The sequence below is a fragment of the Gallaecimonas zhanjiangensis genome, from assembly GCF_057624825.1.
In genome coordinates, this window is record NZ_CM172603.1 from 1484783 (window position 1) to 1498706 (window position 13924).

Annotated in this window: 14 protein-coding genes and 6 tRNA genes; 12 read left to right on the top strand and 8 right to left on the bottom strand. The window is 60.4% G+C overall.

The features are described from left to right. Positions 1 to 11: 11 nt before the first annotated feature. The 8 genes from gltX to AC22G1_RS07010 all read left to right on the top strand — a co-directional run bounded on the left by gltX (position 12) and on the right by AC22G1_RS07010 (position 3256). A complete protein-coding gene (gene gltX / locus AC22G1_RS06975; protein WP_487316118.1) occupies positions 12 to 1424 on the top strand; it encodes a glutamate--tRNA ligase in 1413 nt (470 codons plus the stop codon). A 78-nt stretch (positions 1425 to 1502) separates the two neighbouring features. Further along, positions 1503 to 1578, top strand: a tRNA-Ala gene (locus AC22G1_RS06980). 175 nt (positions 1579 to 1753) lie between these two features. Continuing rightward, positions 1754 to 1829 (top strand) — tRNA-Ala (locus tag AC22G1_RS06985). Positions 1830 to 1951: 122 nt separating this feature from the next. Then, positions 1952 to 2027, top strand: a tRNA-Glu gene (locus tag AC22G1_RS06990). Positions 2028 to 2182: 155 nt separating this feature from the next. Then, a tRNA-Ala gene (locus AC22G1_RS06995) sits at positions 2183 to 2258 on the top strand. A 206-nt stretch (positions 2259 to 2464) separates the two neighbouring features. Continuing rightward, positions 2465 to 2540 (top strand) — tRNA-Glu (locus AC22G1_RS07000). A 6-nt stretch (positions 2541 to 2546) separates the two neighbouring features. Further along, positions 2547 to 2622, top strand: a tRNA-Ala gene (locus tag AC22G1_RS07005). Positions 2623 to 3091: 469 nt separating this feature from the next. Then, positions 3092 to 3256 carry a hypothetical protein gene (locus tag AC22G1_RS07010; RefSeq protein WP_417356435.1) on the top strand — a complete coding sequence of 55 codons (165 nt, stop codon included), beginning with the start codon at positions 3092 to 3094 and terminating at the stop codon, positions 3254 to 3256. On the opposite strand, the gene AC22G1_RS07015 is transcribed toward AC22G1_RS07010, so the two are convergent. From AC22G1_RS07015 to pxpB, 7 genes are read right to left on the bottom strand one after another with little or no spacing between them, the layout of a single operon-like run. Beyond that, positions 3253 to 3849, bottom strand: a complete 597-nt coding sequence (locus tag AC22G1_RS07015) for an arylesterase (RefSeq protein ID WP_487316119.1) — start codon at positions 3847 to 3849, stop codon at positions 3253 to 3255. The two genes, AC22G1_RS07010 and AC22G1_RS07015, sit on opposite strands and share 4 nt — an antisense overlap. A 14-nt stretch (positions 3850 to 3863) precedes the next feature. Further along, positions 3864 to 4499 carry a pyroglutamyl-peptidase I gene (pcp, locus tag AC22G1_RS07020; RefSeq protein WP_487316120.1) on the bottom strand — a complete coding sequence of 212 codons (636 nt, stop codon included), beginning with the start codon at positions 4497 to 4499 and terminating at the stop codon, positions 3864 to 3866. Continuing rightward, positions 4496 to 5437, bottom strand: coding sequence for a DUF979 domain-containing protein (locus AC22G1_RS07025; protein ID WP_487316121.1), 942 nt, complete (start codon positions 5435 to 5437; stop codon positions 4496 to 4498). Before AC22G1_RS07025 ends, pcp begins: the two co-directional genes overlap by 4 nt. Then, positions 5434 to 6132, bottom strand: coding sequence for a DUF969 domain-containing protein (locus tag AC22G1_RS07030; protein WP_487316122.1), 699 nt, complete (start codon positions 6130 to 6132; stop codon positions 5434 to 5436). Before AC22G1_RS07030 ends, AC22G1_RS07025 begins: the two co-directional genes overlap by 4 nt. Further along, positions 6129 to 6809 carry a 5-oxoprolinase subunit PxpA gene (locus AC22G1_RS07035; protein WP_487316700.1) on the bottom strand — a complete coding sequence of 227 codons (681 nt, stop codon included), beginning with the start codon at positions 6807 to 6809 and terminating at the stop codon, positions 6129 to 6131. Before AC22G1_RS07035 ends, AC22G1_RS07030 begins: the two co-directional genes overlap by 4 nt. 46 nt (positions 6810 to 6855) lie before the next feature. After that, positions 6856 to 7767, bottom strand: coding sequence for a 5-oxoprolinase subunit C family protein (locus tag AC22G1_RS07040; protein WP_487316123.1), 912 nt, complete (start codon positions 7765 to 7767; stop codon positions 6856 to 6858). Then, positions 7760 to 8392 (bottom strand): 5-oxoprolinase subunit PxpB, encoded by a 633-nt coding sequence (gene pxpB, locus AC22G1_RS07045; protein WP_487316124.1) that lies wholly within the window; start codon positions 8390 to 8392, stop codon positions 7760 to 7762. The genes AC22G1_RS07040 and pxpB overlap by 8 nt, the downstream gene beginning before the upstream one ends. 150 nt (positions 8393 to 8542) lie before the next feature. On the opposite strand from pxpB, the gene AC22G1_RS07050 reads away from it, so the two are divergent. Then, on the top strand, positions 8543 to 9232 hold the full coding sequence (locus tag AC22G1_RS07050) for an ABC transporter ATP-binding protein (RefSeq protein WP_487316125.1): 690 nt from the start codon (positions 8543 to 8545) through the stop codon (positions 9230 to 9232). Further along, a complete protein-coding gene (locus AC22G1_RS07055; RefSeq protein WP_487316126.1) occupies positions 9219 to 11708 on the top strand; it encodes an ABC transporter permease in 2490 nt (829 codons plus the stop codon). The genes AC22G1_RS07050 and AC22G1_RS07055 overlap by 14 nt, the downstream gene beginning before the upstream one ends. Here AC22G1_RS07055 and AC22G1_RS07060 read toward each other — a convergent pair. Then, a complete protein-coding gene (locus tag AC22G1_RS07060) occupies positions 11705 to 13036 on the bottom strand; it encodes an NAD(P)/FAD-dependent oxidoreductase (protein ID WP_487316127.1) in 1332 nt (443 codons plus the stop codon). The two genes, AC22G1_RS07055 and AC22G1_RS07060, sit on opposite strands and share 4 nt — an antisense overlap. 253 nt (positions 13037 to 13289) lie before the next feature. On the opposite strand from AC22G1_RS07060, the gene AC22G1_RS07065 reads away from it, so the two are divergent. Continuing rightward, on the top strand, positions 13290 to 13724 hold the full coding sequence (locus AC22G1_RS07065; RefSeq protein ID WP_487316128.1) for a protein tyrosine phosphatase family protein: 435 nt from the start codon (positions 13290 to 13292) through the stop codon (positions 13722 to 13724). Further along, the gene (locus tag AC22G1_RS07070; protein ID WP_487316129.1) at positions 13724 to 13924 is read left to right on the top strand and encodes a YgaP family membrane protein; all 201 of its coding nucleotides are present in this window, start codon (positions 13724 to 13726) and stop codon (positions 13922 to 13924) included. The genes AC22G1_RS07065 and AC22G1_RS07070 overlap by 1 nt, the downstream gene beginning before the upstream one ends.

Consider the following 13924-nt stretch of genomic DNA (forward strand, 5'->3'; position numbering starts at 1 on the left):
TAAGTGTGTCCATGAAAGTCAAAACTCGCTTTGCTCCCAGTCCTACTGGTTTCCTTCACGTTGGCGGCGCTCGCACCGCTCTGTATTCCTGGCTGTTCTCCCGCCATCACCATGGCGAGTTTGTGCTGCGTATTGAAGACACCGATCTGGAACGCTCCACTCCGCAAGCCATTGAAGCCATCATGGATGGCATGAACTGGCTGGATCTGAAATGGGACGAAGGCCCTTACTACCAAACCAAACGTTTTGACCGTTACCGCGATGTCATCGCGCAGATGTTCGAAGCCGGCACTGCTTATAAATGCTATTGCTCCATCGAGCGCCTCGACGCCATGCGTGAAGAGCAAATGGCCAAGGGCGAGAAGCCCCGTTATGACGGCAAATGCCGCCATGACCACAGCGAGCATGGCAGCGACGAGCCGTTCGTTATCCGTTTTAAAAACCCCGAAGACGGCAGCGTTATCTTTGATGACCAAATCCGCGGCCCCATCGAGATTGGCAACAAAGAACTGGACGACCTCATCATCCAGCGCACCGACGGCAGCCCTACCTACAACTTCTGTGTGGTGGTAGACGACTGGGACATGGGCATCACCCACGTGGTGCGCGGTGAAGACCACATCAACAACACGCCGCGCCAAATCAACATCCTCAAAGCCCTGGGCGCGCCGGTGCCGGTGTATGCCCACGTGTCGATGATTTTGGGCGACGACGGTAAAAAGCTCTCTAAGCGCCATGGCGCCGTGTCGGTCATGCAATACCGTGACGACGGTTACCTGCCGCAGGCACTTTTGAATTACCTGGTGCGTTTGGGGTGGTCCCATGGCGACCAAGAAGTGTTCAGCATCCAGGAGATGGTCGAGCTCTTTACCCTCGAAGCGGTCAACAAAGCCGCCAGTGCCTTTAACACCGAAAAGCTCAACTGGCTGAACAACCACTACATTCGTACCCTGCCAGCCGCGGAAGTGGCCAAGTTCCTTGAGTGGCACATGGCTGACCAAGCCATCGACACCAGCAATGGCCCAAGCCTTGAAGCCGTGATTGCCGTGCTGGGCGAGCGGGTCAATACCCTCAAAGAACTGGCTGCCCAAAGCCGCTACTTCTTTGAAGACTTCAGCGAGTTTGAAGAAGGCGCCGCCAAGAAACACCTGCGCCCCGTGGCCAAAGAGCCGCTGGAGCTGGTGAAGGTAAAGCTGGCTGCGCTGACCGATTGGACAGTTGAAGCCATCCACGAAGCTATCCAAGGTACCGCCGACGAATTGGGTGTGGGTATGGGTAAAGTGGGTATGCCGCTGCGCGTTGCCATCACCGGCGCCGGCCAGTCTCCGTCTTTGGATGTGACCGCGCACCTTATCGGTAAAACCCGCTGCCTGGCCCGCCTGGACCAAGCCGTTGATTTTATCGCCAAACGCGCAGCCGACTGACAAAAGCGTGTTGACAGGAAAATAGGGGCTGCATAGAATGCGCCTCGCACTGAAGGGGAGCACGCCTCCCCTAGCATTGGGGCTATAGCTCAGCTGGGAGAGCGCTTGCATGGCATGCAAGAGGTCGGCGGTTCGATCCCGCCTAGCTCCACCAAATTCAGGAAATAGGCGGTTTTCGGCGTTGCCGGAAAAGAGGTCGGCGGCAAAGGTTGCCCCGTTCGCTCCCGCCTAGCTCCACCAAACACCGATTGCGGCTTCATAGCGGCAATCAGCTCTGAAAAGAGTGACAATTCGGCCTGCACCAGCAAAGCAGGTTGATACAGGGTTTTGGGGTTATAGCTCAGCTGGGAGAGCGCTTGCATGGCATGCAAGAGGTCGGCGGTTCGATCCCGCCTAGCTCCACCAAATAAATCATCGATGTCCTAGCATCGGTGTGAGGTAAAAGCGGCTAAACCGCTCGACTTTGACCAGCAAAGTCAGCCTTACAAAAATCGGTGCAAAGCAGCGCTTTGCAAAACCTGATTTTTGTCCCCTTCGTCTAGAGGCCTAGGACACCGCCCTTTCACGGCGGTAACAGGGGTTCGAATCCCCTAGGGGACGCCAATTTAGAACTGAGGTGACGCTTACCAGAAGCGTTTCCTAGGGGTGAGAAGCCCTGCAGTTCGACTAAAACGCAACGCGTTTTAGAACAGCCGAAAGGCTGGCCCGAAGGGAGAATCACCGAAGGTGATTCGTAATCCCCTAGGGGACGCCAATTTGGGGTTATAGCTCAGCTGGGAGAGCGCTTGCATGGCATGCAAGAGGTCGGCGGTTCGATCCCGCCTAGCTCCACCAATTAGGAACAAAGCGGATTTCGGTTATGCCGGAAAAGAGGTCGGCGGCAAAGGTTGCCCCGTTCGATCCCGCCTAGCTCCACCAAATAAATCATCGATGTCCTAGCATCGGTGTGAGGCAAAAGCGGATAAGCCGCTCGACTTTGACCAGCAAAGTCAGCCTTACAAAAATCGGTGCAAAGCAGCGCTTTGCAAAACCTGATTTTTGTCCCCTTCGTCTAGAGGCCTAGGACACCGCCCTTTCACGGCGGTAACAGGGGTTCGAATCCCCTAGGGGACGCCACAATTTGGGGTTATAGCTCAGCTGGGAGAGCGCTTGCATGGCATGCAAGAGGTCGGCGGTTCGATCCCGCCTAGCTCCACCAAATTGAAGGCCACTCGTAAGAGTGGCCTTTTTCTTTTTCAGGTTCAGAACGGCAGAGTCACTGCCGTGCAACCAGTGTCTCTATAAAGAACTGCGGTATAAGCCGTCCCTGGCGCCGCCTGCCGGCTCGGCCGTCCTGGCCTTGCGTAAAGCTGTGCCCAAAGCGGTGCTTCGGGCTTCGAGCTTTACCCAGCCTGGCTCCACTAAAACCAAGGGCCACTCGAAAGAGCGGCCTTTTTCTTTATCTGCGTTGTGGTTAGGCGGCACTTTGCTGCCAGCATCCTTTCGATGTCTGCATCATAAACCGTCCATGGCGGGTATTTGCGGCTCGCACGTCCTGTGCTCCTGTAAAGCGGTGCTTCGAGCTTTAAGATTTACGCCGCGCTTTTATTGATCTGCTTTATGGAGAAAACCCTGCTCGGGCAATAGGATAGAAGTGACATAACAATCAAGCAGCAAGGGTGGGCGCTATGGAAGCATTCTGGGTTTCATTTGGCATTTTCTGCTTTGGCATCGCCATGCTGGGGTTTGGCTTTAACAACCGGGCCCAAAACTCCGGTGTGTTGATGATGTGGATAGGTACCCTCGCCATCCTTGGCTTGATTTGCTATCGCATCTTTGTGGCTATCGGTTAGCGAAGGGCTGGGCTCACATCCTGCCACACCGCTTCCATGATCAGCGGCTGGGCCTTGGCGGTGGGGTGAATGCCGTCGGCCTGGATCATGCCGTTATCAAGGGCGATATCCTTGCCGAAAAAGGGCAGCCAGGTGGCGCCAGTGGTGTCGGCAACGGTTTTAAAGGTGGCCTTAAAGCGGTCGAGGTAACGGGGGCCGTAATTGGGAGGCAGCCAAATCTCCATCACCATCACCTTGGCACCGGCCTGCTGGCTGAGCCTGACCATCTTTTCGAGGTTTTCTTGCATGGTGGCGATGGGGTAGCCGCGCAGGCCGTCATTGCCGCCCAGCTCAATCAGCACCAGCGCCGGCTTTTGTTCCTTGAGGATGGCTGGCAGTCTTCTTAAGCCGCCGGCGGTGGTTTCGCCGCTGATGCTGGCATTGACCACCTGCCAGCCATCGGCTTGGTCTTTTACCTTGTCAGACAGTAGCTTAACCCAGGTTTGGTCGGTTTTAAGGCCATAACCGGCGCTCAGGGAATCGCCCATGATAAGCAGCGTCTTGCCCCAGCCAAGGGGGCTGACAATCAGCAGCAATAACAGCAGTTTGCGCATGGAGGTTTCCTTTATCAGTGGGTGGTGCCGGCGCTGGTGTGAAGCTCATCGCCTCCGGCCAGCAGGGCATCAATCAGCACCTTCAGGGCCGTTATCTGCTCGGCAAGGGCCATGGCTGGGGCATGGCCGTTACGCTCTGCCTGCTCCGGTAAAAAGGGGATATGGACAAACCCTACCGAAGGCCTGGAGGGAAGGCTTTGTGCCAGGTGGCAAGCGCCGAAGAATACATGGTTGCACACATAGGTGCCGGCACTGAACGATACCTGGGCCTCGATTTGCTTTTCCTTCAGGGCCGCTGTCAGGCGTTTAACCGGCAACGAGGCAAAGTAGGCGTTGGGCGCCCCTTCGATAACGGCACTATCCACCGGCTGGGCCCCGGCGTTGTCGGGAATGCGGGCGTCGTTGAGGTTAATGGCGACCTTTTCAAGGCTAATGCCGCTTCGCCCACCGGCCTGGCCCACCGAGAGGATAACCTCTGGCTCCAGCGCCCTTGCCACATCTCCCAGCACCTCCAGGCTTTTATCAAACACGCAGGGCAGCATCAGGCTCACCACCGCGTCGCGGTAGCCCGCCAGGGCCTTTACCGCCTCCCAGGAGGGGTTGATAGGCTCGCCCCCGAAGGGCTCGAAGCCGGTCAGCAATATCTTCATAGCAACCACCATAACAGCAGGATATTGGCCCCCAGCAGCATCAGGCCGGTGGGCAACTGGGCTTTTATCACCCCATGCCGGTCGTCCAGTTCCAGCAAGGCGGCGGGCACCAGATTGAAGTTGGCGGCCATGGGCGTCATCAGGGTACCGCAGTAGCCGCTGAACATGCCGATGGCCGCCATCACGGCCGGGTTGCCGTGGTAATCGTTGATAAGAAAGGGGATACCGACACCGGCTGTTATCACTGGGAAGGCGGCAAAGGCGTTCCCCATGATCATGGTAAACACTGCCATGCCAATGGCGTAGGCGGCGATGGCCCAAAACTCGACGCCCTTGGGTAGCACCTCGCCCACCAGGCTTGCCACGCTGTCTCCGACACCGGCCTTGGCAAACAAAATGCCCAAGGTGGCCAACATCTGCGGTAACAGCAATGCCCAGCCGATGGCGTCTACCAGGCGGCTGTTTTCTTTGAGCCCTTGTAGAGGCGACTCGCGGGTGAGATGGCAGGCAAGGGCAAAGGCGATAACGCAGGCGATACCGAGGCTCACCAGGGTGGCGTTGCCCGACACCCAGTCAAAGCCCTGCTCCTTTAGCCAGGGAAAGGCGAGGCTGCCAGTCAGAGTGATAGCGGGAATACAAAGGGCCGGCCAGAACAGACGGCTGCCAAGGCGCAGCGCCCCTTGCTCACGGGCCTTGGTGTCAGGCTCTTGATGGGCCTTGGGTTTAACAAGGTTCAGCCCCCCCAATAGCCCCATCAGCAGCACCAGGGCGCCGCACAGCACTGGCGGCAGCCAGTCGCCCAGTAAAAACAGCAGCCCGTACACTCCCCAAAACAGGCTTGAGGCCAAGCGCCTGGGGTGGCTGTTATCCAGCGCCGTTAATACGGCGTTACCCAACAGCAAAACCCCGGCCAGGGCGTAGAAAAAACTGATGCTCACCGCGGCCTCCGCAGCCGGCCTTTGGCCAGTTGTCTGTCAAGGTAGAGTACCCGGCTGCCATGGATTAACAGCGCGCAAAGGGCGGTGGGAATACCCCAAAAAGCGATATGCAGCGGCTCCACGTCAATGCCGTTTTCGGTGAGAAAGCTGTGCATCAGCATCACCGCGCCAAAGGCCACGAAGATGTCTTCGCCGAAAAAGAGGCCAACGTTGTCGGTAGCGGCGGCCATGGCGCGAAGCCTTTGCTGCTCTTCATGGCTCAACGGGCCAAAGGCCTTGCCCGCTGCTCCTTCGGCCATGGGCGCCAGCAAGGGGCGCACCATCTGTGGGTGGCCGCCAAGGCTGGTAAGGCCGAGGGCGGCGGTGACTTCCCGGGCCAGCAGGTACAGCGCCAGCAGGCGCCCGGCGGAGATGCGCTGAAAGCGGCCAATCCAGTTGCCGGCTTGCTCGCGCAGGCCGTTACGCTCCAAAAGACCGATAACGGCCAGCGGCAGCACCAAAATCAGGCTCAAGGTGCGAGTGTGGGTAAAACCTTCGCCCAGATAGCGCAGAATTTGGGTAAAGGGCAGGGCGGCGGCAAGGCCGGTTGCCACCCCGGCCAGGGTCACCACCAGCAGCGGATTGGCGCGAAGGGCAAAGCCGACAACGACCACCAATACCCCCAACAATGGCCAGTAGGAAACGGCGTCCATCAAGGGGCCTCGATATCAATGCCAAGGGCGCCAAGGCGCTGATTAAGGCGCTTGGCAAGGCTCAGGGCATGGGCGTTGTCCCCATGCAGGCATAGGGTCTGAGCGGCAAGGGCAATAGGCTGGCCGTTAGCGGCAATAACTTCACCGCGCTGCACCATGGCCAGCACCTGGGCTTGCACCTCGTCGTCGTCACTCAATACCGCCCCCGGCTGGCTGCGGGGCATCAGGCTGCCATCACTTAAATAGCGCCTATCGGCAAAGACTTCGGATACGCTTTCAAGCCCGGCGTTTTGGGCTGCTTGTAGCGACAGGCTGCCCGCCAGGCCATAGAGCTTGAGTTTCGGGTCGAGGGCTTTGACGGCTTTGGCGATGGCGCCGGCCAGGTCTGCGTCTTTGGCGGCCTGGTTATAGAGGGCGCCGTGGGGTTTGACGTGGTGCAATGTGCCGCCTCTGGCCTCCACCAGGGCTTTGATGGCGCCGCATTGGTAGAGCACCAGGTCGAACACCGCATCAGGGCTCAGCGCCATAGGGGTGCGGCCAAAATTGGCTTTATCGTCAAAGCTGGGGTGAGCGCCGATGGCAACGTTGTGCTCCAGAGCTAAGTCGATGGTGCGGGCGCTAAGGGCTACATCGCCGGCATGAAAGCCACAGCTGATGTTGGCCGAGCTCACCAGCGCCATCAGCTCCCGGTCAAAGGGCGCGCCTTCGCCAAGATCGGCATTAAAATCAATTCGCTGCAACGTACTGCTCCACATGCTTAAGGTAATCGCAGTGCTGCTGCCAGGCCTGGCGCGCCTCGTCCTGGGTGGTGGGGATAAAGCTTATTTGCCGCCCCGGGCCCAGTTGCCCCATCTGCCACAGATCGCTCGCCACGATCACCCCAAATACCGGGTAACCGCCAGTGGCCTGGGCATCGACCCCAAGGATAATGGGCTGGCCATTGGCCGGCACCTGCACCGTGCCCGGCACCACCCCGTGGGAGGGCAGCTCGTCCCCCACCAGCCGGTGCAGGCTGGGGCCAGCCAGGCGATAGCCCATGCGGTTGGCATCGGCAGTGATTTTCCAGTCGGTGTGCCAGAAAATGCCCTGGGCCAGTTTGTCGAAGGTTTGAAACTCCGGCCCTGGCAGCACCCTAAGGCGCCCGGTCTCCGGCACCCTCACATAAAGCGGGCCGTTAAAGTCACCAGCGGGTTGCCAATCAAGCTCTTCGCCGGTGGCAAGGGGCTTATTGAACCCCGAGCCCAAGTCCACGCTGGCAGAGCCCAGTACCTTGGGCGCCGCTATCTCGCCGCTCAGGGCCAGATAGGCGCGAAAGCCGTGCTTGGGTTGGCGAAAATGCAGAATTTGCCCGGGCTCGACCTTAAAACGCCAACCCGGGGTAATGGGCTCGCCGTTAAAGCTGGCGCCAAGGTCGGCACCGGTCAGCGCTACCCAACCGGCTTTTTTAAAGCGCAGCTGGGTCTGGCCGAAGGTGATTTCGATTGCCGGGGCGTCGGCCGGCTTTTTCAGTAGCAGGTTGGCTACCGCCAGGGCCAAAGGGTCCATGGCGCCACCGGCTGGTACCCCCTGGCTGCGATAACCCGGGCGGCCGCCGTCTTGGAGGCTGGCCATGATGCCGCCTTTGAGCACTTCAATCACGGCTCACCTCAAACTGAATTTGGTCGCCGGGCTGCAGCAGGGCCGGGGGCGTTTGGCTGATGTCAAAAAGCGGCGAGTCGGTGTAGCCGATGATCTGCCAGCCGCCCGGGCTTTGGCGCGGGTAGATGCCGGTTTGCTGGCCGGCAATGGCCACGGCCCCGGCCGGTACCTGAAGCCGTGGCTCGGCGCGCCTTGGCATGGCCAGGCGTTTATCCATGCCGGTCAGATAGGCAAAGCCCGGCATAAAACCGACAAAGGCCACCTCGTAAACCACCTGGCTGTGGCGGGCGATGACTTTGTCTTCGGTAAGACCGGTGTATTCGGCAACTTGGTGCAGATCTGGGCCCTTGTAGCGCACCGGGATGCGGTGCAATTTGCCCACGTTGGCCGCTTCCGGCCGTTCTTGCCACAGCGCCAGCGCTTTTTTGGCCAGGGGCGCCATGGGGCAGGCCGGGCTTTCGAGTAATAAGGTGAGGTTGCCCATGCCAGGCACGGTTTCGCTTACCCCTTGGCAAGCCGCCAATTGTTTGGCCAACCAGTGCAACTGGCGCTGGGCCTGGGTGTCGCACTGATCCAGGGTCAGCACCAGCGCCCTGTCTCCCAGGGCAGACCAGGTTAAATTCATAAAGATCCCCCAAATGTCATGGCCTTAAGCTATCCGGTCTGCGGCCAAATTGCATCTTAACTGCGACTAATGGCTAACAGCCGCTGCCCGCTTGGCGGCAACGGCAAAGGCAGGTAAGGTCAAACAGATGCTGCCCCACAGGATGCCCCCATGAGTAATGCCGTAATTGAAGTGCGCCAGTTGGCCAAGTCCGTTGTCAGTGCCGACGGCTCCGCCCTTGAGATCTTGAGCGGCGTTGAGCTTAGGGTCGAGGCAGGCCAGACGCTTGCCATCATGGGCGCCTCCGGCTCCGGTAAATCTACGCTGCTTGGGCTCTTGGCGGGGTTGGACCAGCCGAGCATTGGCTCGGTGAGCCTCTCGGGTAAAGACATGGCCAAGCTCAGTGAAGATGAGCTTGCCGCCCTTCGCGCCAGTGAGCTGGGGTTTGTGTTCCAGCAGTTTTTGCTTATTCCAAGCCTGACCGCCCTTGAAAACGTCATGATGCCCGCCGAGCTCAAAGGCGACCGCGACGCCCGCGCCAGGGCCAGCGAGCTGTTAGAAAGGGTGGGGCTGGGTAAACGGCTGGGGCATTTCCCGGCGCAGCTTTCCGGCGGCGAGCAGCAGCGGGTGGCCATTGCCCGCGCCTTTATCACCAACCCGGCGCTGCTTTTTGCCGACGAGCCCACCGGCAACCTCGACACCCACACCGGCGAGCACGTGGCAGACCTGTTGTTTGCCCTTAACCGCGATTTTGGCACCACCCTCATTCTGGTAACCCACGACCCGGTGCTGGCCCGGCGCTGCCAACGGGTGCTGAGCCTCAAAGACGGCCGCCTGGAGGTGCAGGATGATGCGGCCTGAGCTGATTGGCCGCTTTTTCTGGCGGGAGCTGAAGCGGGCCGATGTGCTGATCATGTTGTTTGCCATCTTGCTGGCGGTGGCATCGGTGGTGTCGCTGGCAAGGTTTTCCGAGGTGCTGAGCCAGGCCTTTAACCGCAAGGGCTCAAGCTTTTTGGCGGCCGACTTGGTGCTGCGTTACAGCCAGCCGTTACCTAAGGCCCTTAGCGCCAAAGTAGAGCAAAGCGGTCTTACCCAAAGCCGCCAGACCCGCTTTTCCACCATGCTTATTCACGATGACGCCATGCAGCTAGGCGCCGTTTATGCCGTCGACAACCACTACCCGCTACGAGGCGAGGTGAAAGTGGCCGACAGCCTCACCGGGGCGACGCAGATGGCAAGGGGCGGCCCGGCTCCCGGCGCCATTTGGCTTGACCCACGGCTGGCCCAGGCCCTTGGGGTCAAACGGGGCGATAGCATCGAGGTGGGCTATGCGAGCCTCAAACTGACCCGCTTTTTGATTGAGGCGCCAGACGTGGGCCTTAACGTCTTTGCCGCCGCGCCGCCGGCGCTGATGAACCAGGCAGACCTTGCCGCGACCCGCATTATCCAGCCGGGCTCCAGGGTCAGCTGGCGCTGGCTCTTTACCGGCTCTCCCAAGGCCCTTAAAGACTTTGAAGCGAGCTTTGACGGCGAGCTGCCTCCCAGCGCCGAATTTACCGATATCAGCCGGGCCAACTCGCCCATCAGCGTGGCCCTGAAACGGGCCGATCGGTTCTTGCTGCTCTCAAGCCTGATGGGGGTGTTGTTGGCGGCGGTGGCCATCGGTGTGGCGGCGCGGCGTTTTTGCGACTCGCATATCGACACCGTGGCCCTTATCAAGGCCCTGGGGGGCTCGCGCCGCCAAGTGGTAGCGCTTTTTGCCGGCCAACTGCTGCTGGTGCTGGGCACCGGCTCGCTGCTGGGCCTGGGGGTGGGCCTTGGCCTTGTAAAAGTGCTTATCGCCCAATACGGCGAAATGCTGCCCAAAGAGCTGCCGCCCGCCACCTGGGAGCCGCTTTGGCTGGGGCTGGCGGTGGGCAGCATCTGCACCCTGGCGTTTGCCGCCTGGCCGCTTTGGCGCCTGTTAAAGGTGCCGCCCATCCATGTGTGGCGCGAAGGGGCCGGCCAGCAAGGGCAGGGCCGGGGCCATTATCTGCTGGTTTTAGTGGCGCTCTTTGCGGCGGTGGGGCTGTTCACCCGTGACCTCAAACTCACCCTGGCGGTGGCGGCCGGGGTTGGGGTAGCGGTGGTGGCGGTGGCGATAGTCAGCATGGTGCTTTTAAAACTGCTGGGCCGCACCCGGCATCTGGGCGGCGCCTGGCGCCTGGCGGTGGCGGGCCTTGAGCGGCGCCGGGGCGCCACCTTGGTGCAGCTGGGTAGCTTTACCCTGGCGCTGATGCTGATGATATTGGTGCAGCTTATCAAGACCGACTTATTAGCCGATTGGCAAAAAAGCCTGCCAGAAGACGCTCCCAACTACTTTGTGGTGAACGTGGCGCCCCAGGAAGTGCAAGATGTTGAAAGCTTTCTTGGCCAGTACGGCACCCAATCGTCCGATCTCTACCCCGTGGTGCGGGCACGTTTGGTGGCCATCAACGGCGAAGAAACAAGCGAGCCCGGCGCCGAGGGCGACGACAACGCCCGTGGCGGCCGGGTGGGTATCGACCGGGAACTCAACCTCACCTGGCGCCAGAGCCTGCCACCCCAAAATACCCTCATCGAGGGCAAGTGGTGGCCCGAAGATGACGCCCAGGGTGAGGTATCGGTGGAGTCTGGGGTGGCCAAGCGCCTTAACCTCAAACTCGGCGACAGCGTCACCTTTCGGCTGGGGGCCGACAATTTCTCGGCCAAGGTCACCAGTATCCGCAAGGTGGACTGGCAGTCCATGCAGCCTAACTTTTTCATGATCTTCAGCCCGGCGGTGCTTAAGGACTTCCCGGCTAGTTATATTGCCAGCTTCCACTTGGACAGCCAGTACCGGCCGCAGCTTGCCGAGCTGCTGCGCGGCCATCCCACCCTGACCCTGATTGACGTGGATGCCATTCTTAGCCAGATCCGAAGCCTTATCGGCCAGGTGGCGCTGGCGCTACAATTTGTCTGGGTGCTGGTGGTGGCGGCATCGTTGTTGGTATTGCTGGCGGCGGTGCAGGCGAGCCTGGATGAGCGGCGCCGCGACCTTGGCGTGCTGCGCACCCTTGGCGCCTCGGATAAAACCCTGTTTCGCGCTTTGGGAATAGAGTTCTTGCTGCTCGGGGCCCTGGCTGGGCTGATGGCGGGGCTGACCAGCCAGCTCAGCCTTTATCTGCTGCAAACCCAGGTGCTGGAGCTACCGGTGAACCTGCATTGGCTACTGGCGGTATCGGCCCTGGTGGGCGGCGCTATCGGCGTGGCGCTGCCAGCCCTGTTGCGGCTCTGGCCGCTCCTTAGGCGCACGCCGCTTCGGCTTATTCGAAGCTAACGGCCTACCAGCAGCAGCTCTTCCATGGCCAGCAGGATGCGCTCAACCGGCAGGTCGGGCATTTCTTCGCGAAGGCCGGCAACAATCCGCGCTGCCGGTTTGGGCACCTTGGCCAGCTCCAACAAGCGCCGGGCCACTATGCCCGACACGAAGATGGAGGCTTTGGCTGGGCTTTGGGCGCTGGAAACAATAGTGCCGGGGCTTAAGGAAGGCTGAGTGGTGCGAAAGCGCCAGAAATCGGCGCCGGCCCAGCGCTGCTCGGCCTGATAAAGCTGGCCGTGGCTGCGAAGGTAATGGCTAAACTCCCGGGCCAGGCTGTCGTGATAGGCGCATAAGAATTTCTCTGACCCTCCCAAGCTTTCCACCACCGCCCTGGCGGCCTGCACCCCGGTGCAAAGGGCATGGCTAAGGCCGCTTTCAGCCACTGGATCGTGGGCGGCGGCGGCGTCACCGGCCGCCACTATGGGAGCGTCCATGGCCGGGCGCAGCAGCGCCGAAAAGGCCGGTTTGGCCCGAGGCGTGGGCAGTATCGGCGGGCGCTCTACCTGCGCTGCGATATGGCGGCTTTGGGCCAGCAGGGCAAACCAGCCCTGAGGGGAGGCGAGCCGATGCTTTCTCACCAGCTCCATGTCACTCATCAAGGACACCACGGTGCGTCCGTCACTTTGGGGCACCGCGCTCCACCAGCCCCACTCATTGCTCTCCACCCGCGCTGTGTCATCAGCGTCAGGGTGTTTGGGCAGCCAGTTGGAGAGGCTTAGCAGATTGTCGTAGCGCACCCTGTTGGCGCCGGCCAGTAGCGACCAAGGCGAGGTGCGCCCGGCAGCGTCTATCAGGTAGCGACAAGCGATGGCGCTGTCGCGGTTGTCCTTGTCCGTTACCTGCAATTGCCAGCCATTGGTGGTGCGATGGGCCTGGCGCAACTGGCTGCGGGTCGAGACCTGGCCACCACTTGCCTTGACCTGCTCTGCCATCAGCAAATCAAAGGCCCGCCGGTTGATATGCCAGCTGTGGCCGAGCTGGCCAAAATGCGGCGCGTCGTCATCGAGCCAAGGGTGGCCCCAGGCGCTTTGCTGGCCCCAAAGGCTCAAGGGCTGTTGCTGGCAAAGGGGCTCCCACACTCCCAGGTATTGCAGCAGATCGCAGATGCCGGCTGAAATGGCTTCGGCCACCTTTTCTTGCTGGTAATCACCCCGCTCCAGCACCAGTACCGACAGCGCCTGCTGCTTAAGTAAGGTCAGGGCCGCTGCCGTGCCGGCCGGGCCGCCGCCAATCACCACCACATCAAAATAGGCGGCAGGCTCCAAGGGCAAGGCAGCGTTCATCATGGCCGCCCCCTAAGGGGGGCAAAAAAGGTCACGAGTGGGGGTAAAACGCGGGTGGTACTTGGGGCCATGAGTGCCGTTCCCTGACGCTGCAAAATTGCCGTGATACATCCTGTATGGCTTTGAGTGTTGTTGGCATTTTGCCAATAAGCAACAAAAAAACGCCTTATTTTACCTACTTAGCATTTATACCCCTTGGGGTATATTGATCTTTCCATTCTCTCTTAATACCCTTGGGGGTATAAGGAGGTGTGCCATGTCTTTACCTGTTTCAGCTTGTCATCTGTATCAAGACGGCCTGTTCTGCGCTGGTCAGCCCTCGGCCGAGGAGCTGGCGCTGTGCGCCGAGCAGGGCGTTAAAACCGTTATCAACCTGACCTTGGCTAGCGAGCAGTCCTTTGACGAGCAACGCGTGGCGACGGGTCTTGGCCTGGGCTATCACCATCTGCCTATCGCCGGCCCCAAGGATATGAACGCCGACAATTGCCAGGCGCTTCGGGCCTTGCTGGCCGAAGCGCCCAAGCCGGTGCTGCTGCACTGCGGCACTGCCAATAGGGCGGGGGGTATGTTGGCGGCCATGGCCTATCACTGCGAAGGGGAGTCCTTGGACAGCGCCCTGGCCCAGGGGCGCCGAGGCGGCCTGACCATGCTCGAAGGCGCGGTGCGCCAGGCCCTTTGTGGAGGTGAATGATGAACATCGACAAACTGGTGCTGCGTTTTGCCGGTGCCATGGTGCTGGTAAGCCTGCTGCTGGCCTGGCTGGTCAGTCCCTATTGGCTGTGGCTAACCGCCTTTGTGGGGGCCAATCTGCTACAAGCGTCCTTTACCGGCTTCTGCCCCTTGGCCATGGTGCTTAAAAAGCTCGGGGTCAAGGCCGGGCAGGCCTTTTAA

What these genes read in the sequence shown, in the direction of transcription:
- gltX (WP_487316118.1), top strand. Translation starts at nt 12, where the DNA reads ATGAAAGTCAAAACTCGCTTTGCTCCCAGTCCTACTGGTTTCCTTCAC.
- AC22G1_RS07010 (WP_417356435.1), top strand. Translation starts at nt 3,092, where the DNA reads ATGGAAGCATTCTGGGTTTCATTTGGCATTTTCTGCTTTGGCATCGCC.
- AC22G1_RS07015 (WP_487316119.1), bottom strand. Translation starts at nt 3,849, where the DNA reads ATGCGCAAACTGCTGTTATTGCTGCTGATTGTCAGCCCCCTTGGCTGG.
- pcp (WP_487316120.1), bottom strand. Translation starts at nt 4,499, where the DNA reads ATGAAGATATTGCTGACCGGCTTCGAGCCCTTCGGGGGCGAGCCTATC.
- AC22G1_RS07035 (WP_487316700.1), bottom strand. Translation starts at nt 6,809, where the DNA reads ATGGCGCTGGTGAGCTCGGCCAACATCAGCTGTGGCTTTCATGCCGGC.
- pxpB (WP_487316124.1), bottom strand. Translation starts at nt 8,392, where the DNA reads ATGAATTTAACCTGGTCTGCCCTGGGAGACAGGGCGCTGGTGCTGACC.
- AC22G1_RS07050 (WP_487316125.1), top strand. Translation starts at nt 8,543, where the DNA reads ATGAGTAATGCCGTAATTGAAGTGCGCCAGTTGGCCAAGTCCGTTGTC.
- AC22G1_RS07055 (WP_487316126.1), top strand. Translation starts at nt 9,219, where the DNA reads ATGATGCGGCCTGAGCTGATTGGCCGCTTTTTCTGGCGGGAGCTGAAG.
- AC22G1_RS07060 (WP_487316127.1), bottom strand. Translation starts at nt 13,036, where the DNA reads ATGATGAACGCTGCCTTGCCCTTGGAGCCTGCCGCCTATTTTGATGTG.
- AC22G1_RS07065 (WP_487316128.1), top strand. Translation starts at nt 13,290, where the DNA reads ATGTCTTTACCTGTTTCAGCTTGTCATCTGTATCAAGACGGCCTGTTC.
- AC22G1_RS07070 (WP_487316129.1), top strand. Translation starts at nt 13,724, where the DNA reads ATGAACATCGACAAACTGGTGCTGCGTTTTGCCGGTGCCATGGTGCTG.